This window comes from Streptococcus sp. E24BD (genome assembly GCF_041807825.1).
Taxonomy (GTDB): domain Bacteria; phylum Bacillota; class Bacilli; order Lactobacillales; family Streptococcaceae; genus Streptococcus; species Streptococcus entericus.
The window spans coordinates 1-1,168 of sequence record NZ_JBGTZB010000074.1 but is presented as its reverse complement, the minus strand read 5'-3'; the positions used below and the strand labels follow the sequence as shown (position 1 = coordinate 1,168).

The 1,168-nt window shown below is 42.8% G+C and carries 2 pseudogenes; both read right to left on the bottom strand.

What is annotated here, in order from left to right:
- A pseudogene (locus ACERC5_RS10100) lies at nt 1–574 on the bottom strand (transposase); the annotation flags it as partial.
- Between the two features lie 101 nt (nt 575–675).
- A pseudogene (locus ACERC5_RS10095) lies at nt 676–1,045 on the bottom strand (transposase); the annotation flags it as partial.
- Nucleotides 1,046–1,168: the final 123 nt, after the last annotated feature.

The following is a 1,168-nucleotide window of genomic DNA, read 5'->3' as shown; positions in this document are numbered from 1 at the left end:
TGTTTATGGCAATGAAAATGCGAGTTTTGTCTTTTCAAAGTTTCTGAAACCAAAGGCGTTGCGCTTAATAACCTTGATGATGTTGTTGGTTGCTTCAATCTTGGCGTTAGAGTAGGGCAATTCCAGGGCATTGACAATCTTGTCCCTATCCTTCAAAAATGTTCTAAAAACTGTCTGAAAGACAGGATTAACGCTTGAAATCGTCTCCTCAATCAGCCCAAAGAGCTGGTCAGCTTTCTTTTCTTGAAAATGAAACAGGAGCAGTTGATAAAGTTCGTAATGCTCTTTCAGTTCTTGAGAATAGCCGAGCAGTTTAGTGACAACCTCCTGATTAGTCAAGTGCCTGCGAAAAGTTGGGCGATAAAAGCGTTTATCGCTGAGTTTACGACTGTCTTGTTGGAGTAAACTAGTCCAGTGGACTAGTTTAGCCCGAGCTTGAAAACGAGAGAGCGAGGGTTCCAGTAGCGCTTTAGGGCTCTGTATTCGTGGGAATTTCGATCAAACTGGTTCATTACTTGGATGTGTAGCCTGTTCATGGCCCTGCTCATATGCTGGACAATGTGGAAACGATTGANCGATAAAAGCGTTTATCGCTGAGTTTACGACTGGCTTGTTGGAGTAAACTAGTCCAGTGGACTAGTTTAGCCCGAGCTTGAAAACGAGAGAGCGAGGGTTCCAGTAGCGCTTTAGGGCTCTGTATTCGTGGGAATTTCGATCAAACTGGTTCATTACTTGGATGTGTAGCCTGTTCATGGCCCTGCTCATGTGTTGGATAATGTGGAACTGATCGAGAACGATTTTAGCCATANAGAACGATTTTCGCATTTGGAAATAGTTTCTTAGCGATGTCGTAATAAGGGCTAAACATGTCCATGGTGATGACCTTAACACGGTTCCTGACGTCTCTCGGATAGCGCAGAAAGTGGTTGCGAATGAGTGTCTTGTAACCAGCACACTCAAGATAAGGTATTTTGGATAGTTTCTGGAAGTCGTACTTGGCCATCTGTCCCTGGCAATGTTGGCATTTTGGAGCAGGGTAATCGAGTGAATCGGTTACACTAAACTAGACAGAATTTATAAAGTGTTCTACACTAAAGAAAACAGGAGAACTCTATGTCTAGAAAAATCCGTCGTCAATTTAGTGATGACTTTAAGCAACAAATTGTTG